The 21,989-nt window shown below is 68.2% G+C and carries 18 protein-coding genes; 10 read left to right on the forward strand and 8 right to left on the reverse strand.

What is annotated here, in order from left to right:
- Window positions 1-74: 74 nt before the first annotated feature.
- Window positions 75-1,679: a methyl-accepting chemotaxis protein gene (locus K7G19_RS05240; protein WP_226106143.1), complete on the reverse strand. Its 1,605-nt coding sequence runs from the start codon at window positions 1,677-1,679 to the stop codon at window positions 75-77.
- A 168-nt stretch (window positions 1,680-1,847) separates the two neighbouring features.
- Here K7G19_RS05240 and K7G19_RS05245 point away from each other — a divergent pair, with 168 nt between their 5' ends.
- Both K7G19_RS05245 and K7G19_RS05250 read left to right on the forward strand, forming a co-directional pair.
- Window positions 1,848-2,201 carry a thioredoxin family protein gene (locus tag K7G19_RS05245; protein WP_226106145.1) on the forward strand — a complete coding sequence of 118 codons (354 nt, stop codon included), beginning with the start codon at window positions 1,848-1,850 and terminating at the stop codon, window positions 2,199-2,201.
- Between the two features lie 174 nt (window positions 2,202-2,375).
- The gene (locus K7G19_RS05250) at window positions 2,376-2,873 is read left to right on the forward strand and encodes a DinB family protein (protein ID WP_149316519.1); all 498 of its coding nucleotides are present in this window, start codon (window positions 2,376-2,378) and stop codon (window positions 2,871-2,873) included.
- Between the two features lie 131 nt (window positions 2,874-3,004).
- Here the strand turns inward: K7G19_RS05250 and K7G19_RS05255 are convergent, their stop codons facing one another.
- Together K7G19_RS05255 and K7G19_RS05260 are read right to left on the reverse strand one after the other, a co-directional pair.
- A complete protein-coding gene (locus K7G19_RS05255) occupies window positions 3,005-4,075 on the reverse strand; it encodes a siderophore ABC transporter substrate-binding protein (protein ID WP_226106147.1) in 1,071 nt (356 codons plus the stop codon).
- Window positions 4,076-4,084: 9 nt separating this feature from the next.
- Window positions 4,085-6,100 carry a ligand-gated channel protein gene (locus tag K7G19_RS05260; protein ID WP_370639499.1) on the reverse strand — a complete coding sequence of 672 codons (2,016 nt, stop codon included), beginning with the start codon at window positions 6,098-6,100 and terminating at the stop codon, window positions 4,085-4,087.
- Between K7G19_RS05260 and K7G19_RS05265 the strand changes: the two genes are divergently transcribed.
- The 3 genes from K7G19_RS05265 to K7G19_RS05275 all read left to right on the forward strand — a co-directional run bounded on the left by K7G19_RS05265 (window position 6,099) and on the right by K7G19_RS05275 (window position 8,637).
- Window positions 6,099-6,320 carry a hypothetical protein gene (locus K7G19_RS05265; protein WP_149316280.1) on the forward strand — a complete coding sequence of 74 codons (222 nt, stop codon included), beginning with the start codon at window positions 6,099-6,101 and terminating at the stop codon, window positions 6,318-6,320. The two genes, K7G19_RS05260 and K7G19_RS05265, sit on opposite strands and share 2 nt — an antisense overlap.
- A 131-nt stretch (window positions 6,321-6,451) precedes the next feature.
- Window positions 6,452-7,159 (forward strand): response regulator transcription factor, encoded by a 708-nt coding sequence (locus tag K7G19_RS05270; RefSeq protein WP_149316281.1) that lies wholly within the window; start codon window positions 6,452-6,454, stop codon window positions 7,157-7,159.
- A gap of 2 nt (window positions 7,160-7,161) precedes the next feature.
- Window positions 7,162-8,637 carry a cell wall metabolism sensor histidine kinase WalK gene (locus K7G19_RS05275; RefSeq protein ID WP_149316282.1) on the forward strand — a complete coding sequence of 492 codons (1,476 nt, stop codon included), beginning with the start codon at window positions 7,162-7,164 and terminating at the stop codon, window positions 8,635-8,637.
- On the opposite strand, the gene purT is transcribed toward K7G19_RS05275, so the two are convergent.
- From purT to K7G19_RS05300, 5 genes are all read right to left on the reverse strand, one after another.
- A complete protein-coding gene (gene purT, locus K7G19_RS05280) occupies window positions 8,559-9,764 on the reverse strand; it encodes a formate-dependent phosphoribosylglycinamide formyltransferase (RefSeq protein WP_149316283.1) in 1,206 nt (401 codons plus the stop codon). The genes K7G19_RS05275 and purT overlap by 79 nt on opposite strands.
- A 206-nt stretch (window positions 9,765-9,970) precedes the next feature.
- Window positions 9,971-12,001: a gamma-glutamyltransferase family protein gene (locus K7G19_RS05285; RefSeq protein ID WP_150082476.1), complete on the reverse strand. Its 2,031-nt coding sequence runs from the start codon at window positions 11,999-12,001 to the stop codon at window positions 9,971-9,973.
- A 194-nt stretch (window positions 12,002-12,195) separates the two neighbouring features.
- On the reverse strand, window positions 12,196-12,987 hold the full coding sequence (locus tag K7G19_RS05290; protein ID WP_149316285.1) for an SDR family oxidoreductase: 792 nt from the start codon (window positions 12,985-12,987) through the stop codon (window positions 12,196-12,198).
- Window positions 12,988-13,162: 175 nt separating this feature from the next.
- Complete coding sequence (locus tag K7G19_RS05295; protein ID WP_226106149.1) at window positions 13,163-14,209, reverse strand: hypothetical protein; 1,047 nt, start codon at window positions 14,207-14,209, stop codon at window positions 13,163-13,165.
- A gap of 200 nt (window positions 14,210-14,409) precedes the next feature.
- Complete coding sequence (locus K7G19_RS05300) at window positions 14,410-15,135, reverse strand: GntR family transcriptional regulator (RefSeq protein ID WP_149316521.1); 726 nt, start codon at window positions 15,133-15,135, stop codon at window positions 14,410-14,412.
- Window positions 15,136-15,416: 281 nt separating this feature from the next.
- Here K7G19_RS05300 and K7G19_RS05305 point away from each other — a divergent pair, with 281 nt between their 5' ends.
- The 5 genes from K7G19_RS05305 to K7G19_RS05325 all read left to right on the forward strand — a co-directional run bounded on the left by K7G19_RS05305 (window position 15,417) and on the right by K7G19_RS05325 (window position 21,970).
- Window positions 15,417-16,199: an alpha/beta fold hydrolase gene (locus K7G19_RS05305; protein WP_226106152.1), complete on the forward strand. Its 783-nt coding sequence runs from the start codon at window positions 15,417-15,419 to the stop codon at window positions 16,197-16,199.
- Window positions 16,196-17,506, forward strand: a complete 1,311-nt coding sequence (locus K7G19_RS05310) for an iron-containing alcohol dehydrogenase (RefSeq protein WP_226106154.1) — start codon at window positions 16,196-16,198, stop codon at window positions 17,504-17,506. Before K7G19_RS05305 ends, K7G19_RS05310 begins: the two co-directional genes overlap by 4 nt.
- Before the next feature lie 215 nt (window positions 17,507-17,721).
- Entirely contained in the window at window positions 17,722-19,101 is a 1,380-nt protein-coding gene (locus K7G19_RS05315) for an MFS transporter (protein WP_226106156.1), read from the forward strand.
- Between the two features lie 202 nt (window positions 19,102-19,303).
- Window positions 19,304-20,110 carry a sterol desaturase family protein gene (locus tag K7G19_RS05320; protein ID WP_149316288.1) on the forward strand — a complete coding sequence of 269 codons (807 nt, stop codon included), beginning with the start codon at window positions 19,304-19,306 and terminating at the stop codon, window positions 20,108-20,110.
- Window positions 20,111-20,302: 192 nt separating this feature from the next.
- Window positions 20,303-21,970: an MFS transporter gene (locus K7G19_RS05325; RefSeq protein WP_226106158.1), complete on the forward strand. Its 1,668-nt coding sequence runs from the start codon at window positions 20,303-20,305 to the stop codon at window positions 21,968-21,970.
- The last annotated feature ends 19 nt before the right edge of the window (window positions 21,971-21,989 follow it).

Genomic DNA, 21,989 nt, shown 5'->3' on the forward strand with positions numbered 1-21,989 from the left:
GCCGTCGAAGCGCGCCGTCCAAGCACGAGCTGTCGAAGCCGAAGCCGTCCAGGCTCAGGCCGGTGCGTCCCGCGTCAGGCCGCGGCCAGCTGCGCGCGGGCAACCGCCGCGCCCTTCGACTGCGCGGCGGCGCCGTGGCCCGCCGCGAGGCGGAACATCGCGACCGTTTCCAGCAGGCGCGTTGCCTGTTCGTCCAGCGAATGCGCAGCGGCGGCGGCTTCCTCGACCAGCGCGGCGTTCTGCTGCGTGACCTGGTCCATCTGGCCGACCGCCTGGTTGACCTGCTCGATGCCGCGGCTCTGTTCGCCGGTGGCCGCGGCGATCTCGCCGATGATGTCGGACACCTGCTTGACCGCCTGCTGGATCTCGTTCATGGTCGCGCCCACGCTTTCGGCCTGGGCCGAGCCGGTGCGCACCGTCGACACCGAGGCGTCGATCAGTTCCTTGATCTCCTTGGCGGCGCTCGACGAGCGCTGCGCCAGCGTGCGCACCTCGCCGGCCACCACGGCGAAGCCGCGGCCCTGTTCGCCGGCTCGCGCGGCTTCCACCGCGGCGTTCAGCGCCAGGATGTTGGTCTGGAAGGCAATGCCCTCGATCATGCCCGTGATCTCGGCGATGCGGTTCGAGTTGGTGCTGATCGCGCCCATGGTCTCGACCATCTGGCCGGTGGCGACATGGCCGTGATGCGCCACGGCGGCCGCGTTGTCGGCCAGCGTGCTGGCCTGGCGCGCGCTGTCCGCGTTGTGGCGCACCGTGGTGGTCAGCTCTTCCATGCTGGACGCGGTCTCCTCGAGCGAGGCGGCCTGCTGCTCGGTGCGCGACGACAGGTCGGCGTTGCCGGCCGCGATCTGGCGTGCGGCCACGCCGACCGAATCGCTCGACTGGCGCACCTCGCGCATCGCCGCGGCAACGCGGTCGAGCAGCGCATTGAAGCTCTGCGCGGTGCGGCCCACCTCGTCGAGACGGCGCACCGGCGAGCGATGGCTCAGGTCCAGCGTTTCGCTGACATGCTCCATGCTGGCCTGCATCTCGCCCAGGCTGTCGCGGATGCGGCGATACAGCAGCCACGCCAGCACGGCGACGATCAGCACGGTCACGCCGATGACGGTGCCGAACACGCGCACCGCGATCGCGCTGGCGCGCTGGTTCTCCACCACCGAGTCGTCGCCCATCTTGCTGTTGAAGTCCAGATGCGCGTCGATCTGCTTGCGCAGCGCGCCCGAGGCCAGATGCAGCTCGCCCGACGACAGCATCGCGTGCAGGCCCGCGGTGTCGTTGGTGCGGGACAGCGCAAAGAAAGCGGGATGCTGGGCGCGATAGCGTGCCAGCGCGGCGCGGTCCTCCTCCAGCAGCTTGCGGTCGGCATCGTTGGAGATGTCCTCGCGCTCGTACCGGGCGGCCAGATCGTCGAAGCGCTTGATCGCGTTGGCGATCTCCTGCTCGGCGTCGTCCTTGGCCTTCGCGTCGTCGGCGAGCGCATGGCGATACAGCTGGACCCGGATCGCGGTGGTGCTGTCCTTGATCGCATTGAGCCGGCGCACGCTGGTCAGGGTGTTTTCGTTGAAATACTCCAGGCGTTGTTCGGCCTGGTTCAGTTGCCAGATGCCGCCGATGCCGACGACCAGCAAGGCGAGCAGGGAGAAGAACAGCGTGAAAAGCAGACGTTGACTGATGTTCATGATGGGGCCAGGGGACGGCTATCATCAAAAAAGCGGCTCAGTAGCCGCTTAATTCTGATGTTAGTGTGGTTTCATTCAGGGTTTACGTCAGCCCTGCGGCACTCTTGAGCCCTGCCTGGCGTGAATTTCGCTAGATCGGGATATCGAGGACAAATACGGAGACGACAAATGGCCATGTCGGAAACCTATATGGCGATCGAACCGCCACGCGAGGATATCGACGCGTTGCCCGGCGCCGCTGTGCTGGAATTCGGCGCACCCTGGTGCGGCTACTGCATGCGGGCGCAGGCGCCGATTGCCTCGGCCTTCTCGCGCCATCAGCAGGTGCGGCACATCAAGGTCGAGGACGGCAGCGGCCGCCCGCTCGGCCGCTCGTTCCGCATCAAGCTGTGGCCGACCCTGGTGTTCCTGCGCGACGGCAAGGAGGTGGCGCGGCTGGTCAGGCCGACCGATGCGGACGAAATCGAGAAGGCGATGCGGCAGATCGACCGGAATGCCGGGGACGAGGCGGCCGCCGCCTAGCGTTGGTGCGGATCCGAGGGGTCGGTGTTGCCTGTGCGGGCATGTCCGGGCTGACTCTCTCTGTTCCGGTCCGGCAAGGGAGAACAGCGGCGTGATGATTGCCCGCGTGCCCCGCTGCTGGGTACATTGCGCGATGCGTACCCTCACGTCGCGTACCAACGCCCTCACGACATGATCGACCCCGCCACCCTTGCCGCCCTGCGCGATTTCCCGCGCCAACTGGAAGTCTTCCACGCGGCCGTTCCGGCCACCCATCGCAACTGGTCCCCGGCCAGCTGGGAAGGCGTGCCGAGCGAGCCGTTCACCGCGATCGGCCAGCTGTGCCACGTTCGCGATATCGAGATCGATGGCTATCACGTGCGCTTCGCGCGCGCACTCGCCGAGACGCATCCGCTGCTGCCATCGATCGACGGCGACGCGCTGGCGATCGAGCGAGGCTATGCGACCGCCGATGCCGCGCAGGTGCTCGCGGACTTCCGCGCGGCGCGCGAGAAGACCGTCGCGCTGATCGCCGGCCTGGACGATCGGCAGCTTGCCCGCACGGCGGAGTTCGAGGGCTACGGAGCGCTGACGGTCCGCAGCCTCGTGCATTACCTGTGCAGCCACGACCAGCAGCATCTGGCCGGAATGCAGTGGCTGCTGGGGAAGATCCACGCCGAGCCATTGGCCTGAGCAGCGCGGCGGACGCGCCCGGATAACGCTGGCCCGACGCTGACCTCACGCTGACCTCACGCTGGCCTGACGCTGGCCTGAGGCTGGCCTGAGGCTGGCCTCATGTGGGCTGGCGCTGGGTTGGCGCTGGCCTAACGCTGCAAAAAGCGCTCGCTTGCCGCGATCGCCGGTGCCGCGGATCCTTGCGCCGTTGCGCTGCCGATCGCGTCGCTCAGTTGCCGCACCGTCAGCTGCATGCCGCGCAGCCCACCGCCATCCATCAGGTACCACAGGATCGGATCGAGCCTGACCACGCGCACCGGCTTGCCGGCGGCATTGCGCCCCAGTGCGCCGCCGTCGAGCGAGGCCAGCGCCGCCGAGGGCGGCTTGCCGACCGCCGCGTCGCGGTCGATCACGAACAGCCAGTCGGGATTGGCGTCGCGGATCTGCTGCACCGTCAGCTTCGTTCCCCTGCCCTCCGGATTCAGATCCGGCAGCGCGGCCTGGAAGCCGAACGCGTCGTGCACGGTGCCGAAGCGCGAGCCCGGCCCTTGCGCGCTGATGTTCTCGCCCGCGGTCAGCACCACCAGGGCCGTGCCCGCGGTGGCCGCCCTTTGCTTCAGCGTCTCCACGCCGGCGCGCAGCGCCTGCACCGCGGTCGCCGCCTGCTGCTGCCGGCCGAACACGCGGCCCAGGCTCTCGGCATGGCGCGCGATGCTGCCGATGCGGTCGGCGCGATCGATGCTCAGGTCCACCGTCGGCGCGAGACGGGACAGCGCCTCGTACTGCTTCGCCGACCGTCCGCCGACGACGATCAGGCCTGGCGCGATCGCCTCGATCACGGCCGGGTTCGGTTCGAACAGCGTGCCGACCTTGACCACGCTGTCGCTGCGATAGCGGGCCAGATGCGGGGGTAGCGTCGTGGCGGGAACGCCCACGACCGGCACACCGAGCGCGTCCAGCGTATCGAGCGCGGCCAGGTCCATCGTGACCACCTTGGCCGGCTGCGCCGGCAGCGTCGTGGTGCCCTTTGCATGGGCGATCGACAGCGTGGGCCCGGTGGCGGGGAGCGGTGCCACCGGTGCCGCCGATGCGGGCGGTGCCGCCGCAATGGCGACGCAGCAGAACGCAGAAGACGCAACGCACGCCGCGGCGAGCGCGCCGGCAGGGGCGCGGCGCAAGGCCCGCGTCGCAGCGGACATCGTGAACGGAATCGATTGCATGGCCACTCCTCAGAACTTGACCGAGACGCTCATCCAGTAGCGCCGGCCGTCTTCGACATAGCCGTAGTCGGCATAGCGGACCGACTTGTCGAACAGGTTGTAGATGCCGGCGAACACCGACACGTTCTTGTTGACCCCATAGGTAGCGCCGAGGTCGACGAAGGTGTACGACGGCGCCACCACGGTGCTCGACGACGGCCCGGTGATCGGCTGGCTTTCCTTGCCGCGATAGTTGACGCGGGTCCAGGCGCGCAGCGCGCCGGTGGCCTGCCAGTTCAGCGTCGCGGTCAGCAGGTGTTTCGGCAGCTGGTTCAGCGGCTGGCCCTGGTACTGGCCGCTCTCCTGCTCGGACTTGGTGAAGGTATAGCTGCCGACCAGCGACCAGTCGCGCGCCAGTGGCCACTTCAGGTTCGCCTCGATGCCGCGCGAGTACGCCTTGTCGACGTTCATGTAGGTGGTCGGATTGGCGCCGAACTGGTTCGGTCCATCGGTGCACTGCGTGAGCGGACAGGCGACGCGGGTGATCTTGTCCTTGAAGTCGTTGTTGAACACCGTGAAGCCGGCCTGGAAGCCGGTGCCGTTGTCGTACAGCAGGCCGATTTCCTGCGTGACCGAGGTCTCGGGCTTCAGGTCCGGGTTGCCGTACATATTGCCGCCGCGGCTGGTCTGGCCCCAGCCCGCCACAGTCTGGCGCAGGTCGGGCGCGCGGAAACCGGTCGAGACGCCGCCCTTGACGGTCCAGCGGTCGGCCACCTGCCAGACGCCGTACAGGCGCGGACTGTAGTGGTCGCCGAACTTCTCGTCCTTGTCCATGCGCAGGCCGCCGGTCAGCGCAAAGCGCTCGGTCAGCCGCCATTCGTCCTCGGCGAACAGCGCCCATTGATAGCGCTCGACCTGGTTCGGGCCGCCGGCGATCTGGTTGCCGGTCTGGTCGTTCAGGCGCTGGTTCAGATAGTTCGCGCCGACGGTCAGCATGTGGTTGCCGAGCGGCATCGTCCAGCTGGTGCGCATGTCCAGATTCCGGATCTTCATCCGGCGCGTACGGTTGTCGAACTCCTCCTGCTGGATATAGCTGTCCGAGGTCGCGAAGCCCCAGCGGCCGGTGTGCGACAGCGCGTATTTCTCGCTGCGATAGTCGGTCTCGGACGATGCCGGGCAGCCGGTGCGCGGGCAGCTCGCGCCGGGCGGCAGCGGCGCCACGGTCCTGCCCAGCGTCTCCTCGATGTTCTGCCGCATCGAGGTGGCCTCGAGCACGATGTCGTGATGGCGGTTCGGCGTCAGCGCGAGTTTCGCCGTGATGTTGCGCGTGTCGCGGCCGCCAAATCCGTAGGGGATGTGGTCCTCTTCGCGGTGCGTGTACTGGCCGTACAGCTGCAGGCCCAGCAGGTCGGTCTGCAGCGGGCCGGCCAGATAGAAATTGCCCTGGTAGATGTTGCCGGAGTGGCTGTGCTGCTGCAGCGTGGCGTCGGTGCGCACCTCGCCGGTCCATCGCTTCGGCACCTTGCGCGTGATGATGTTGATCACGCCGCCCATTGCGTCGGAACCGTACAGCGAGGACATCGGGCCGCGCACCACCTCGATCCGCTCGATCGCGGCCAGCGGCGGCGTCCAGCCGCCCTCGACCCCGGCGCTGTCGGAATTGGTGCGGGTCTCGCGCGAATTCTGGCGCTTGCCGTCGATCAGGATCTGCGTGTACTTGGCGCCCATGCCGCGCAGGCTGATGTCCTGGCGGTCGGCGCCGCCGGTGACGACCACGCCGGGCACGCCGATCAGCGCGTCGTTGATATCGCGATAGGCGCCCTTCTCGAGTTCCTCGCGCGTGATCACCGAGATCGAGGCGGGCGCCTCCTTGATCTGCTGCTCGTAGCCGGAGGCGGTGACGACCACGGTTTCCAGCGTGGCTGGTGTGGCTGGCGCGGCCAGTGTGGCCGATGTGGCGCGTGTTGCCGGCGAGATCGCCTCGCCGGCGGCTTGCTGCGCCAGCGCACCGCCTGCCAACCATCCGCCGCCGCCCGCGCACAGCATGGCCGCGACCCTTGCCACCGCGCGCAGCTTTCGTCGCCGAGTCGTTGCCCGGTGCCGCGTCATTCCCGTCGTCCCGGTCGTTCCAGTCGTCCCTGTCGTTACCGTCATCACGCTCGCGCTGCCGCTGGCCGCGCCGCTGCCCATGTCGTTGCTGCTACTGCTCATGCTCGCGATTTCCCCGTATGCCCGGCACGTCGTACGCGGCCGATTCTGTGAATGACAATCATTCTCATATTAGAATGTGGCCCGCCGGGCTCATCAACGAGCTTTGGACAGCTTTTGACTTCTTTGCACTTCTTGACGTGGCGCGCGATCGCGCCGCCGGGACGGTGCTTCACCCCTTCGACACGCATGCAAGTACGCTCGCCCGACGCGCCCCGCCGCATCCTGCTGATCGACGACGACGTCGAACTGACGCAGATGCTGCGCGAGTATTTCGAGCCGGAGCGCTGGCAATTCTCGATCGCACATCGCGGCGCCGACGGCGAGGCGCTGCTCGCGCGCGGCGACCACGACCTGGCGCTGCTCGATCTGATGCTGCCCGACGGCAACGGGCTCGAACTGCTGCGCCGGCATCGCGCGCGTTCGCAGCGCCCGGTCATCATGTTCACCGCGCATGGCGACGAGACCGATCGCGTGATCGGGCTGGAGCTGGGCGCCGACGATTATCTGGCCAAGCCGTTCAGCCCGCGCGAACTGAAGGCGCGCATCGGCGCGGTGCTGCGCCGCTTCGACTCGACACCGGACAGCGGGGCCGACACGCTGACGGTCGGCGGGCTGACCTTGCACGTGGTCTCCGGCAAGGTCACGCAGGCCCATGGCGAGGCCTCGCTGACGGGCACGGAAACGCGGATTCTCGAAATGCTGATGCGCTCGGCCGGCCAGGTGGTGGCGCGCGAACAGCTCGGCCAGTACGCGCTGGGGCGCGTGCCCGACCGCTACGACCGCAGCATCGACACGCATATCAGCAGCCTGCGCCGCAAGCTCGGCGGGGACGGCTCCGCGGCCACGACCGCGATCCGCAACCAGCGCGGACGCGGCTACGTGCTGGTGGCGTGACGATGGCCTCGCTGCCGCTGTTCTGGCGCAACTTCCTCGCCTTCTGGGCCGGCATGGCCGCGATCGTGGCGATCGGCATGGCGCTGACCGCGTCGGTCGCCTGGTATCGCTTCCAGGCACTGGACGGCCTCAATCCCGCCAGCCTGACCTACGACGCGCTGCAGATCGCGCGCACGCAGGGCCGGCCGGGTCTGGAACGCTGGGTGCGCGCGATGGACTCGCGCTTTTCGGCGCTGCAGATCTACCTGGTCGACGAGCACAACGTCGACATCCTCGGCCGCCGCCTGCCGACACGGGTCCATGACTGGGTCAGTACGCTGGAACGCCCCCGCCATGCGCTCGACGCGAGCGCGCCGCTCGACCACGATCGCGGCACGCTGCCGCTCGCGCCCGGCGCCAGCGTGTCATGGTGGGACCCGCAGGCGATCCCGCTGCCTGATGGCGAGGACCTGCTGATGGTCTTCCTGCCGTTCGATTCCTCGCGCTGGGAGATGCTGCACCTGTCGCCGGTGATGCTGGCGCTGGGCCTGTTCGCGCTGGCGGTCAGCGCGCCGCTGTGCTGGGCGCTGACGCGCCATGTCACGGCGCCGGTGCGGAGCCTGCGCGAGGCGGTCCGTGCCCTGGCCGGCGGCGATCTGCGCGCGCGCATGCCGCCCGCGATGGCCTCGCGTGCCGACGAACTCGGCCATCTGGCGCGCGACTTCGACAGCATGGCGGCGCGGCTGGAGGCGCTGGTCAGATCGCGTGAACGGATGCTGCGCAATATCGCCCATGAACTGCGCTCGCCGCTGGCGCGGCTGCAGGTGTCGAGCGAACTGGCCAGGCGCGACGATGGCCGGCTGTCGGTGCAGCTCGATCGGATCGAACGCGAGATCGAGCGGCTCGACGGCCTGGTCGCGCATACGCTGACGCTGGCCCGGCTCGGCGCCAAGGGGCTGCCGTTGCAGCCGCTGGAACTGGTCGGCGTGGTGGACGCCGTGGTCGAGGACGCCCGTTTCGAAGCCGCGGCGCGCGGCGTCTCCGTCGAATGGACCGCGCCGCCGCCCGCCATGGTGATGGGAGACCGCGTGCGCCTGTCCAGCGCGATCGACAACGTGCTGCGCAACGCGATCCGGCATACCGATCCGGGCGCGCCGATCCGCGTGACGCTGCGCACCGCAGGCGATCGCCTCGAACTCGATATCGTCGATGGCGGGCCGGGCGTGCCGCCCGACGCGCTGCCGCACCTGTTCGAGCCCTTCTATCGGGTCCGCGACGGCGCGCGGCCGGACAGTGAGGGCTCCGGGCTTGGCCTGAGCATCGCCATGGCGAGCATCGCGGCGCACGGCGGTGGCATCGCGGCGCGCAATGCCTTGCCGCGCGGGCTGTGGGTCGGCATGTGGCTGCCGCGGGCGGTGGATCAGTCCGGCAGCCGCGGCACGACCTTGCCCGCCGCTTCGCGCGCGTTGGCCCGCGCGGCCTCGACGTCGGCGTCGTAGGCGAGCGCCACGCCCATGCGGCGCTTGGCGAAGCTCTCCGGCTTGCCGAACAGGCGCAGATCGGTGCGCGGCACGCGCAGCGCCTGGTCGACGCCATCGAACACCACGCCCTCGCCGTCCACGCCGCCATAGATCACCGCGCTGGCGCCCGGGCTCTTCAGCGTGGTATCGACCGGCAGGCCGAGAATCGCGCGCGCATGCAGTTCGAACTCGCTCTGCCACTGCGTGATCATCGTCACCATGCCGGTATCGTGGGGGCGCGGGCTGACCTCGCTGAACCAGACCTGCTCGCCCTTGACGAACAGCTCGACGCCGAACAGGCCCTGCCCGCCGAGGTCGCCAGTCACCGCGCGGGCGATTTCGCGCGCCTTCTGCAGCGCGGCGGGATGCATCGGATGCGGCTGCCAGCTCTCGACGTAATCGCCGGCCTGCTGCAGATGGCCGATCGGCTCGCAGAAATGCGTCTCGATGCTGCCGTCGGCGCCGCGGGCGCGCACGGTCAGCAGCGTGATCTCGTAATCGAAATCGATGAAGCCTTCCACGATCACGCGGCCGTGGCTGACGCGCCCGCCGGCCATCGCGTATTCCCACGCCCGCTCGACATCCTGCGGGCCGTCGAGCTTGCTCTGGCCCTTGCCCGAGCTGCTCATCACCGGCTTGACCACGCACGGGTAGCCGATGCCGCCGTCGATGGCCTCGCGCAGTTCCTGCAGCGAATCGCAGAAGCGATACGGGCTGGTCGGCAGGCCCAGCGTCTCGGCCGCCAGGCGGCGGATGCCCTCGCGGTCCATCGTCAGGCGCGCGGCGCGGGCGGTCGGAATCACGCGGACCGTGCCTGCCGCTTCCAGCGTTTCGAGCATCGGCGTGGCGATCGCCTCGATCTCGGGCACCACCAGGTCGGGCCGCTCGGCCTCGATCAGCGCCTTCAGCTGGTCGGGGTCGCTCATCGCGATGGTGCGCGCGTGGTGCGCGATCTGCTGGCCCGGCGCGCGGTCGTAGCGGTCGACCGCGATGGTTTCGACGCCGAGCCGCTGCAGGGCGATCAGCACTTCCTTGCCGAGCTCTCCGGAGCCGAGCAGCATCACTTTGGTGGCGCGGGGAGAAAGGGGCGTTCCTAGCGTGGTCATGGGAGCGAGGGGGATAAGAAATCAGGGCGGGCGGAAAGCGGGCATTGTACCGGGCGCAGGGGCCGCGGTGCCGCGGGGCTGCGCCGGCGCTGCACGCGGCCACACCGGGATTCCCCGGGTCCGCAGCGGCAATGCAAGCGCAGCGGGCCGGACCTGCTCGCACAGGATCCGGCCCGCCGCACGACCAGGGCGCTAGCGCGCCGACATCACGGCCGGAACGTATCGCCCAGCACCACGCCCTCGCGCCGCGGATCGGCACCGCCGACCAGCGCCGGCGCCCCGCCGATCGTCTCCCGCACGATCGCGCTCAGGCCGCTGGACTGGTTCCCCACGCTGACGGTATGGCCCAGATTGCGCAGGCCCTTGACCAGCGGATCGTTGTCGCCGGGCAGTCCGCCCTGCGGCGTGCTGGTATCGACGTTCGGATGCTCGCCGCCGACGATCATCGTCGCGTTGTTCGAGCCGAAGTCGATCATCGACACCGCCTGCTGCGCGTCCATCTTCCAGTCGAGCACGCCGACCAGCGTCTTGGCGACGTACTGGATGATGGTGGCCCCGCCCGGCGAACCGGTGGTCATCTTGAAGTCGCCGCGGCTGCCGTCGCCCTTGCGCTCGAACACCAGCGTCGGCGACATCGAGCTGCGCGGGCGCTTCAGCGGCTGCACGCGATTGGCGATCTGCGCCCCGTTCGCATCGACCGGCTCCGCGCTGAAATCGGTCAGCTCGTTGTTCAGCAGGAAGCCGCCGGTCATGTGGTACGAGCCCAGTCCCGATTCGATCGTCGTCGTCATCGCCACCACGTTGCCGTACTTGTCGACCAGCGACAGATGCGTGGTACCGCGCTCGGCGATGATCGGCGCCCCCATCGGCGCCCCACCGAAGTTGCCGGCCGGCACGGGCCGCGGCATCGCCGCGGTCAGGCTGATCATGCCGGCGCGCTGGGCCAGATAGCTCTTGTTGAGCATCGTGTCCGGGCTGCCGCCGGGCAACGGCACGAAGTCGGTGTCGGCCACGTACTGGTTGCGATCCGCATAGGCCAGGTTGCCGGCCTCGCCGACCAGGTGCACGCCGGTAACGCTGGGCTTTCCGCCGTTCTGGTCCATGCTGGTGGGCGCATGGCTGGCCATGTCGAAGTTCTCGAGGATGCCGAGAATCTGCCCGACCGCGATGCCGCCCGAGGACGGCGGCGGCATGCCGCAGATCTCGTATTGCCGATAGGTGGTGCAGACCGGCTCGCGCTTCTTGGCCTGGTAGTTGGCGAGATCGTCGAGCGTGGTCACGCCCGGCGTGGTGCCGCCATCGTAGGTGGTGCGGATCTTGTCGACGATGGCGCGAGCGATCGGCCCGTCCTTGTAGAAGGCATCGGCCCCGCCCTCGGCCACCGCGGTGAAGGTCTGCGCCAGCGCCGGGTTCTTCAGGATCGTATTGACCGCGCGCGGCGTGCCGTCGGGGTTCAGGAAGTAGGCGGCCATCTCCGGATCGCGCTTGATGTTCTGCACGGTGGTGGCGCTGGAGATCGACGCGGCCATGCGCGGCGGAATCGCGAAGCCGTCGGTGGCCAGCTTGATCGCCGGCGAGAACAGTTCCTTCCAGGTCTTCTTGCCGTAGTCGCGATGGGCGAGTTCGAGCACGCGGAGCGTGCCCGGCGTGCCGATCGAGCGGCCGCTGCGCACCGCGTTGGGCAGCGGCGGGGTCTGGTCGGTCGAGGACTTCCAGCGCAGATAGTTCTCGTCGGCTCCGGAGGGCGCGGTTTCGCGGCCGTCGTAGGCGATGACCTTCTTCGTCTGCGCGTCGTAATGCATGATGAAGGCGCCGCCGCCGATGCCGGACGACTGCGGCTCGACGAGGTTCAGCACCATCTGCGCGGCCACCGCCGCATCGACCGCGGTGCCGCCGTCCTTCAGGATGTCGCAGGCGACCTTGGTCGACACCGGATTGTTGGTCACCGCCATGTACGTCTTCGCATAGACCGTGCGCTTCGGCGCGTAGCCGGTGGCGACCTCGGGGGCGCCGGGCTCGCCGGGCAGCACGATCACTTCGCCGCCGGTCGTGCCGTTCAGCTCGCAGCCCGCCACCGGTTGCGGGGGCGGCGGCTTGTGGCCATGGTGGTCGTCGTCATCGTCGCCGCCGCACGCGGACAGCAACAGCGCGGCGGTGGCCATCATCAGCCAGCCGCGGGGGCGTCTGCGCGGCGGGGATGCGGGAAGGGCGGGATCGAAGGTCGTGCGCTGTCGCATGGCTGTCTCCTTGTTGTCGGGCATCAGCTGGCAGGGCTGGCTCGGTGCCCGGGATGCGAACGTCCGCCGGCGCGGATGGGGCGCCGGAACGGCGGCGGTGGGGAACGACAACTACGACGCTAGTACGCGCAAGGCCGCTATGCAATGGTCCTTAATGACGATTTGGCGCGCGGCGAGCCTTCGCTTCCTCGGGCTCACCGCTCCATGCCGCCGCCGGGCTCGGCCATGCGGCGGTGCTGCTCGGCCAGCAGATCGGCCGGTGTCACGTTCGAGATCGCGGCGCGCAGCTTGTTCTGCCACCCGGTGACGACGTCGCCGTCGCCCCGCAGCATCGCCTCGAAGCCCTCGCGCGCGACCTCGGCAGGGTCGTCCTTCTTCTGCTGGCCCAGCCGCGTGTCGAGCATGTCGGCGCGCTCGAAGAAATCGGTCTCGGTCGCGCCCGGCATCAGGCAGGTCACCGTGACCCCGCAATCGCGCAATTCGTGCCGCAGCGCAAACGAGAAGGAATCGAGGAAGGCCTTGGTCGCGTTGTAGACGGCCTGATAGGTGCCCGGCATGAAGCCGGCGATCGAGCCGGTGATCAGGATGCGGCCGGTGCGGCGGTCGCGCATGTCGCGGCCGATGCGATGCAGCAAGTCCAGCGTGCCGGTGACATTGGTCTCGACCACGCGCTGGATGTCGCGGAAGTCCTGGTCGAGAAAGGCGCGGCCCAGGCCGCGGCCCGCGTTGGCGCACAGCACGTCGACGGGACGCCCCTTCGTGGCGCGATACAGCGCCTCGACGCCGGCCGGATCGGCCAGGTCCACGCACAGCGCATCGACGGCCATGCCGGTATCGCGCAGGGCCACCGCCGCGGTGTCGATGGCGGGCTCGTCGGCCGCGATCAGCAGATCGTAACCTTGCATCGCACAACAGCGCGCAAGCTCGAAGCCGATGCCTGACGAGGCACCGGTGACGACGGCAAAGGGACGGGCGGCTTGGTTCACGGCGGTCTCCTGATGGCGGCTCGGTTCGTATCGCCCGGCGCAAGGCTGCGGGGGGCGGTACGGCCAACCCGTCCCTCAAGCAAAGTTCGTTCCGCGCGTTGCGATGCCACCGCGCGCCCGCCGCTTCGTGCTTCCGTTGCCCGGAATTACAAAGACGGCAGGCCGTGCCGGCACGTCAGCGGAAATCGCTGAAGCGGATGTCCGGTGCGCTGGTGTTGTGCCGCGACGGGACGGTGCGTCCGAAGCGGACATCGTTGGCCTGCCAGGTCGACACCTCCGCGACCGTGGCGTCGCGCGCCTGCCCCGCCGGGTCCTGCCAGCTGACGCGGCTCATGTCGGCGTTGTCCTCGGTCACGTACATCGAGCGCAGCATCGCGAACGGCGCCTGCGCGCGATACGGCGGGTGGAAGGCGACATCGAGCGCGGTGCGCGTGCGGCTGATCTCGCGGATCGCCACCTGTGCCTCGCCCCCGGCGGTAAAGCGCAGGCCGATGGTGCGTTGGCGCGGATCGATATCGATGTGGGCGATTTCGACGATCGGCCGCAGGTCCTGCTGTACCGGCCCCATCAGGAACGAGGAGCCATAGGCGTTGTCGGGCAGGTGCGCCGCGGGCAGCGGCTTGGCGCGCCAGTAGCCGTCCGACGGATAGAGCACCAGCACCTCGGTCTCGACGACCTTGCCCTTGGGGCCCTTGCGCTTGTCGAAGAACTGGATCAGATGAAAACCGCCATCCTTGCGCCCGCCGACGGTGACCGGCACGCGCTGGGGCCGCCAGAAGCTGTCGAAGGTGATGCCGACGATCGCGAGGTCCTTGCCATCATACAGACGAACCTTGCGCGGCTTGAAGCTGTGGCGCGGATCGGTGGGATGCGGGGTATCGCCGAAATTGCAGCCCGAGAAGTCCGGCGCCGAGCTGTCCTTGCGGATCTTGCCGATGTAGGCGGGATGCAGCGCCTCGACGCGGAAGCGCTGGATGGACGCGGCGGACAGCGAGAAGGAGACGTTGTCCTCTTCGGCGCAGGTGGTCGGTGTCGTCAGGTTGCGGACCTCGACCGCGGCCGGGACGGGATCGGTCGATGCGAGCGGAGTGGGCGACGTGGGCGACGTGGGCGACGTTGGCGACGTGGGCGACGTTGGCGATTGCGCGACGGCGGTGGCCGTCAGCAGGCTGCACAGCAGGGCCGGGATCAGTCGAAGCGGGCGAATCTGGCGGCGTGGCATGCGTTGGTGGTTTCCTTGTTTGCATACCCGCGCCGTGCCGGCTGGACGCCGTTGGCCTGCCGTGGCCGTGGCCCTGGCCGTGGCGAGCCTTGCCTTGGCCTGCTCGCTGGGTCTGCCAAGGCCTGCCTTGGCACACCGAGCTCTGCGTCGGCGCTGCCCTGGTGTTGCGGTGGCCTCGCCTGGGCCTGGTCCGGCAACCCCTAGCGGCGGTCGCCCAGCACGGTCGCGCGGGTAAAGTCCTCGATATTGTCCAGCAGCGCGTCGAGCGCCGCGCCCGCGCCTTCGACATCGCCCTCGGCGATGGCAGCGGCGACACGGGCGTGCAGGCGCGCCATCTCGGGAAGATCGGCTGCCTGCTTGTAGTGAAAATACCAGAAGCGGCGTGACAGCCCATGCATCAGCCGCATCGCGCCCTCGGCAAACTCGTTGCGCGCGGCCTGCAGGCACAGTTCGTTGAAGCCCGCATCGGCGCGCACGAAGGCCACTTCATCCGCCTTCTTGACCGAGCGCTCGAACTCCGCGGCAAGCCGCCGGAAAGCCTGGCGTTCCTCGACGGTGGCGCGGCGCGCCGCGCTGCGGCAGATCAGCCGCTCGACCTCCCGACGCGTTTCCAGCAGCCGCAATTGCTTGGCCACGTCGATCGGCGGAATCAGCAGGCCGCGCTGCGGCAGCACCACGATCAGATGCTCGCGCGCCAGCCGCTGTATCGCCTCGCGGATCGGCGTGCGGCCGATACCGGTCATCTCGCTCAACTGGAATTCGGAGACCGACGAACCGGGCGCGAGCTGCAACGTGACGATCGCTTCCTCGATCCACCGATAGGCCTGATCCGTCAGCCGCCCGCGCGGCCCCGCCCCGTTCTCGCTACCTTCGTCCTCGACATGGGTCGCTGCCGCCCGCCTGACTGTCGCCGCTTTCTTGACCATTGACGTCGTTTGCATGTTTGACGAATGCAAATTGTATATGAGTCATTTTCGGGGGAGGCGCGGCGCCCCCGGGCTCCGACTGGTTTTCACTGGAATGACCATTTTCAGCAAGCGTTGCACATGGGCATTCCAGTGAAATCGCGCGCCCGGTCCGTCAGACCGGCGACGATTCATGGCGCCGCGCGCCCGGAACGGTCCACTACAGAGACATCCCGCTTGCGTTTACTCACCGGTGTCCACTACTATGATCCATCTAATATATTAGATGTACAGGAGACACCATGGCAGCAGACTCCATGGACGTGATCGAAGTCGGCAGCGGGCCGTTGTGCGTCGTGGCGCTGCACGGCATCCAGGGCACGCGGGCGGCGTGGTTGCGGGTGGCGCAGCGCCTGAGCGCGCTCTGTACCTTCGTGCTGCCGAATCTGCAGGGACGGGGGGCGGCGCCGCGGCCCGGCACCGTCGACGGATACACGCTGGAGCGTTATGCGGCCGCGGTACGCGAGGTCGTGCAGCGGCATGCCGAGGCGCGGCCCTTCGTGCTGGCGGGATGGAGCATGGGCGTGTCGGTGGCGCTCGAGTACACCGACCGCTATCGCGATGAACGCGCACCGCTCGCGCTGCTGTTGCTGTCGGGCTCCCCTGCCCTGTGCGAGACGCGCTGGTTTCACGCCGATGGGGGCGCGGCGCTGATGGACGAGATCGCCGCGCGCGAGCGTCGGCTCGGCTTGAGCGAGGCAGCCGGCCACGCCGCCGTCGCGCGGACGTGGCAGGCGATCCGGGGAAGCGATCAGCGTTCGCGCTTGCCCTCGCTGCCGATGCCGGCCCTGGTCATCCATGGCCGCGACGACGGCGATTGCCCATGGGCGCACGCGCAGGCGCTGGCCGATGGTTTGCCTGGCAGCCGGCTGGCCACCATCGAACTGGCGGGCCACGGTTTGCTGACCGGCCATGCCGTTGCCGTCGCCGAGCTCGCGCTGCCCTGGTTGCAGCAGCTCGCCGATTCGATGCGCCCTGCCGGATCAACCGCCCTTCCTTCGTCCATCCCGCTGGAGTTGCCATGAGAATCGAAGACCTGGTCTATTTCTGCGCGCCGGCGCGCCTGATCGTCGGCCCCGGTACGCGCGCGCAATTGCCGGCGCTGCTGCAGCGGCTCGGCCATCGCCACGGCGTGCTCGTCACCGATCCCTTCTTCACCGGACGCACGCCGTGGGTCGGCGAGTACATCGAGGCCGCGCGCGCCGCGGGCATCGAGACGGTGGTCTACGACGGCGGCATGCCGGATCCCAGCACGACGCTGTGCGACGAGGCCACGCTCGCGCTGCGCAAGCGGCTGGGCCGCCGTGTCCCGGACCATCTGGTGGCGCTCGGCGGCGGCAGCAATATCGACCTCGCCAAGGCGCTGAGCCTGACGCTGCTGGAAGGCCGGCCGGTGCGCGACTTCGCCGGTACGTTGCCCGCCGGCATGCGGCCGATCCCGCTGGTGGCGCTGCCGACCACCTCCGGCACGGGCTCGGAGGCGACGCCGGGCGCGATCCTCGTCGATCCCGACAACGCGACCAAGATCGCGGTGATGGACAACGCGCTGCGTCCGCAGATTGCGCTGATCGACCCCGAGTTCACCTACACCTGCCCGCCGCGCGTGACCGCGGATGCGGGCATCGATGCGCTGACGCATGCGATCGAGTCGTACCTGACCGTCGACAGCGCGGCTTATCCACGGCAAGGCAACGTCGATCCGGGCTACAGCGGCCGCTCGGCGCTGACCATGCTGTTCTCCCGCGAGGCGATTGCACTATGCAGCCGCTACCTGCTGCGCGCCTACCGCGACAGCGGCAAGGGGGGCGACGGCGACAGCGGTGACGCTGGCGTTCGCGACATCGAGGCACGCGTCGGCATGTCCTATGCCAGCCTCTACGCCGCGCTGTCCTACGGCAGCGCCGGGCTGAACGCGGTACATGGCATCGCCTATGCCGTCGCGGGCCTGACCCATCGCTCGCACGGCAGCACCAACGCCGTGATGCTGCCCTATGTACTGGACGCGCTGCGTACTACGCGCGGTGCCGATCTGCTGGCGCTGGCGCCGCTGTTCGGCCTCGACCAGGGCAGCGACGAGGCGCGCATCGCCGGCGTGCCGCTGGCCGTGCGCAATCTGATCGACGCGCTCGACATCCCCTCGAACCTGCAGGCCTTCGGCGTCCCGCGCGAAGCGCTGCCCGCGCTGACGCGCGACGCACTGGCCGTCACGCGGCTGGCGCAGGCGTTCCCCGTCGACGACGTGCCGGGCACCTATGCGCGCGTGATCGAGCATGCGTGGCGCGGCGAACTCGCCGCCCATGGCGGCGCCGCGTCCGCCAGGCAGGCGGCTTAGGGCCGGCGTAGGGCCGGCTTGGGGCGGGCTTAGGGCAAATCCCGAGCTTCGCCCGGCAAGCCGCGCCGCATAACGCTTTCCGGGCGACCACCCGGCACCGCGGACGCCAGCGCGGCCCGCGTTCTGCCACACACGGTTTGCATACCTATCGCATCCATCTAATATATTAGACAGACCGCCCACAGGCGGCCCCACGACAACGACAGGAGACAACCATGGACATGTCGGCAGGCAGTGTGGCGCTGACCCCCGGAGTCGCGGCGCGGCTCGAGCGCCTTCCCATGACCCGCTATCAGCGCACCTTGTTCGGCATCATCGCCACCGCATGGTTCTTCGATTCCATGGACCTCGGCATGATGACCTTCGTGCTCGGCTCGATCAAAGCCGAGTTCGGCCTGAGCGCGGCGCAGACCGGCCTGCTGGCCAGTTCCAGCTTTCTCGGCATGTTTGCCGGCGCGGCGGTGGCCGGCATGCTGGCCGACCGCTTCGGCCGCAAGCCGGTGTTCCAGGTCAGCATGATCTTCTGGGGCGTGGGCAGCCTGATGTGCGGGCTCGCGGACAGCGTGACGGCGCTGATGCTGTACCGCGTGCTGCTCGGCTTCGGCATGGGCATGGAGTTCCCGATCGGGCTGTCGATGGTCTCCGAGATCGTGCCGGCCAGGAGCCGCGGCAAGTATGTCGCAATCCTCGAGGGCTTCTGGCCGATCGGCTTTATCGCGGCGGGATTGCTGGCGTATCTGACGCTGCCGGTGATCGGCTGGCGCGGCATCTTCATCGCGATGGCGCTGCCGGCCGCGTTCGTCTTCGTGGTGCGCCGGATGGTCCCGGAATCCCCGCGCTGGCTCGAAGGGGCGGGACGGCAACGCGAAGCCGAGGCCGTGATGGCCGGCATCGAGGCGCGCGTCGAGCGTGCCAGCGGCAAGCCGCTGCCGGCGGTACAGGCAGGCTTCGCGCCCGCTACCGTGCACGACCGCAAGGCCATGTTCGGCGAACTGTGGAAAGGTCCGTACGCCAAACGCACCGTGATGCTGTGGGGCGTCTGGTTCTTCGCGCTGCTCGGCTACTACGGGCTGACCACGTGGCTTGGCGCACTGCTGCAGCAGGCCGGCTACGCGGTCACCAAGTCGGTGCTGTACACGGTCTATATCTCGCTGGCCGGCATTCCGGGCTTCATCTTCTCGGCGTGGCTGCTGGAGAAATGGGGGCGCAAGCCGACCTGCGCGCTGATGCTGCTGGGCAGCGCCGCGTCCGCCTATCTGTACGGCCAGGCCGCCGTGCTGAAGCTGCCGGTCGAGCAGCTGATCGCCGCTGGCCTGTGCATGCAGTTCTTCCTGTTCGGCATGTGGTCCGTGCTGTATGCCTACACGCCCGAGCTGTATCCGACGCGCTCGCGTGCAACGGGATCGGGCTTCGCCTCGTCGATCGGCCGCATCGGCTCGCTGGTCGGTCCGTATCTGGTCGGCGTGCTGCTGCCAATCACCGGCCAGGGCGGCATCTTCACGCTGGGCGCGCTGTCGTTCGCAATTGCCGCGATCACCGTGCTGTGGCTCGGCATCGAGACCAAGGGCAAGTGCCTGGAGGAAGTGTCGAGCTGAACGAACATGCGATGTCGTCCGCGCCGACGCGTGGACGACCGCTTCCCACGGCCCTCGCTTGCGAGGGCCGTTTTCTTGGAGCGGCAGGCAGCAGCGAGACATCGTTTGGCACGAGCGGATGGCACAAATCGTTTGACATCGAGCCATATACCACTAATATATTAGTACGATGTCAGTACGCCAAAGACAGGAGACAACCATCATGATGAGCGAACGCCAACGCAAATTCCGCGAGCAATACAAGGCCGATATCAGCCCGCTGTACAACGGCCTGCTGCATATCGGCGTGATCTTCGCCGCCGGCATCGCCGCGCTCTACTACTGCGCGACGAAGCTGGAAAACGCGACGTGGGAGTGGCTGCTGGTGCTGCCGGTCTTTCTCGCCGGCAACCTGGTCGAATGGTTCATGCACAAGTACGTGATGCACCGGCGCATCGACGTGTTCGCGTTGCGCGCCATCTACGAGCGGCACACGCGTCAGCATCACCAGTACTTCACCGATATCGAGCCCACCATCGACACCACGCGCGAATTCCGCATCGTGTTCTTCCCCTGGCGCGTGTTGATCACGCTGGGCGTCGGCGGCGGTGTGCTCGGCTACCTGGCCTATCTGCTGATCAATGCCAACGCGGCGTACATCGTCTTCATGACGATGGTCGGGCACTACCTGGTCTACGAAGTATTCCACTACTGCTGCCACGTCCATGACAACTGGTTCGTGCGCAATATGCCGTTCATCAACACGATCCGCCGGCACCATACCGCGCACCACAACCAGGGAATCATGATGCACTACAACATGAACCTGACCTTCCCGATCGCCGACTGGCTGATGGGCACCAGCGATCTGCGCCGCGGCCTGCTCGGCCACCTGTTCAACGGCTACAGCGAGGACCATATCAAGGAGGAACTCAAGCCCATCATCCGCAAGTTCCGCCACGACGATTCGCGCGTGACGCTCGACGGTCCGCAGCTGACCGAGGATGAACGGCGCGCGATGGCGGCCTGACGGCAGACCCACTGCAGCCCACGGATGGCCGGGACTTCGATCCCGGCCATCGCTATTTTGGCCGACCGAGGCCGACCTCCCTTCCCCACGCGCCTTTGCCTGACGGCTACCTCATCGCTTGACACTTCAGCCCCGCAGCGGCAATGATCGAACCCGCTGGACCTTCGCTGAACCCGCTTCCCCGTCATGCCAATGGGCGCTGCCACGGCCGAATACCAGTTCAAACCGCACGAGCGGCCCACCGTTCCGGGCTCCCCTGCGACGCCCGATCATCCGACGCCAAGGCGCGTCGGCTATTTCTGCGTCGGCGTGCTGATCGGCCTGACCGCCGGCTTCGGCAACGCGCTGGTGATCGCCAACCTGAACAATATCCAGGGGGTCTTCGGCCTCTACAGCGATCAGGCCGCGTGGCTGTCGACGGTCTACGTGATGACCAACGTCTGCGCCAGCATGCTGCTGATCAAGTTCCGGCAGCAATACGGCCTGCAGCAGTTCGCGCGGCTGTTCCTGCTCGGCTATGTGGTCATCACGCTTGCCCACATCTTCGTCCATACCTTCGAGACCGCGCTGCTGGTACGCGCGGCCAACGGCATCGCGGCCAGCGGGCTGAGCACGCTGGCGCTGTATTACATGATCCAGTCGATGCCGGCGGCGCACCGGCTCAAGGCGATCGTGCTCGGCATCGGCGTGCCGCAGCTGGCCACACCGCTCGCGCGCGTGTTCACCTCCGGCATGCTCGAAGCAGGCAACTGGAAGGCGCTCTACCTGTTTGAACTCGGCCTGGCGCTGCTGTCGCTGGTCGCGGTGGCGCTGCTGCGGCTGCCGCCCAGCGAGCGCATCCGGGCTTTCGAGAAGCTGGACTTCGTGACCTTCGCGCTGTTCGCGCCCGGCATGGCGCTGCTGTGCGCGGTGCTGAGCCAGGGCCGCATCCTGTGGTGGACCGAGGCCGCGTGGCTCGGGTACGCGCTGTGCGGAGCGGTCGCGCTGATCACCGCCGCGCTGTGGATCGAGCACAACCGCGCCAATCCGCTGCTCAATACCCGCTGGCTCGGCAGCAGTGCGATGCTGCGCTTCGCGCTGGTCGCCATCGCCGTGCGCGTGCTGCTGTCCGAGCAGGCCTACGGCGCGGTCGGCCTGCTGACCGCGCTCGGCATGGGCAACGACCAGCTGGTTCCGCTGTACGTGGTGGTCTCGCTGGCGACCATCGCCGGCCTCGTCCTCAGCGCGCTGACGGTCAACCCGTTGAACCTGGAACGGCCGATCCGCATCTCCCTGCTGCTGATCGCGATCGGCGCCTTCATGGACGCGCATTCGAACAACCTGACGCGCCCGGCCAACATGTACCTGAGCCAGGCGCTGATCGCCTTCGCCGCGGTCTATTTCATGGGGCCGACGCTGCTGATCGGCATGCTGCGCGCGCTGTCGAAGGGCATGAGCCATATCGTCAGCTTCTCGGCGCTGTTCGGCATCACGCAATCGCTCGGCGGGCTTGCCGGCTCCGCGCTGCTTGGCACCTTCCAGATCTATCGCGAGAAATTCCACTCGCATTCGCTGGTGCAGTCGATCACGCTGACCGACCCGCTCGATGCGGCGCGCATCCAGGCGCTCGGCGGCGCCTACGGACGCGTGCTGACCGACCCCACGCTGCGGCAGGCCGAGGGCTCGGCGCTGCTGGCGCAGCAGGTCACGCGCGAGGCCAATGTGCTGGCGTTCAACGACGTCTTCCTGTTGATCGGCATCATCGCGTCCGCCACCTTCGTCTGGCTGCTGGCGCTCTACATCCGCGATCGCATCCGCGGCCACAACCCGATGGCCGAGCCGCTGGAAGCGATGGCACGGATGCGGCAACGCCAGCAATAACAACAACATCTGGAGCCAC

It is taken from the genome of Cupriavidus sp. DB3, assembly GCF_020418465.1.
GTDB classification, from domain to species: domain Bacteria; phylum Pseudomonadota; class Gammaproteobacteria; order Burkholderiales; family Burkholderiaceae; genus Cupriavidus; species Cupriavidus cauae.